Below are 320 nucleotides of genomic sequence, written 5' to 3' on the forward strand. Positions count from 1 at the left end.
CAACGCGATGCTCGATTGGTAGCCACGCTTGATGGCCGCGTCGCGCCAGGCCAGCATGCGCGGATTGACTTGCACATCCTGGTTCACGCAAGTCTTGCCGGTGCGAATGGCCGTGCCGGACGGCCCCTTGCCATATTCACTGTTGTCCCAAGAAATTTTGATACTGTCCAAATACCCATCTTCGAATCCGGACTGGGCGACAGGCCGGACTCGCTTGTCGCCGTCCTGCTCGGCCAGCCCCACCCAGGACATCAGGTAGCCGCCCGTTTCGACGCATAAGCGGCAAATCTGGTCGAGCAAATCATGCTCTTCCACAGCCT

General features: G+C 59.4%; 1 protein-coding gene. It reads right to left on the reverse strand.

What is annotated here, in order from left to right:
• A partial coding sequence (locus H3H36_RS26410) for a GAF domain-containing protein (protein ID WP_182220994.1) occupies positions 1-320 on the reverse strand: 320 nt, incomplete at both ends.

It is taken from the genome of Rugamonas fusca (assembly GCF_014042365.1).
GTDB lineage: Bacteria > Pseudomonadota > Gammaproteobacteria > Burkholderiales > Burkholderiaceae_D > Rugamonas > Rugamonas fusca.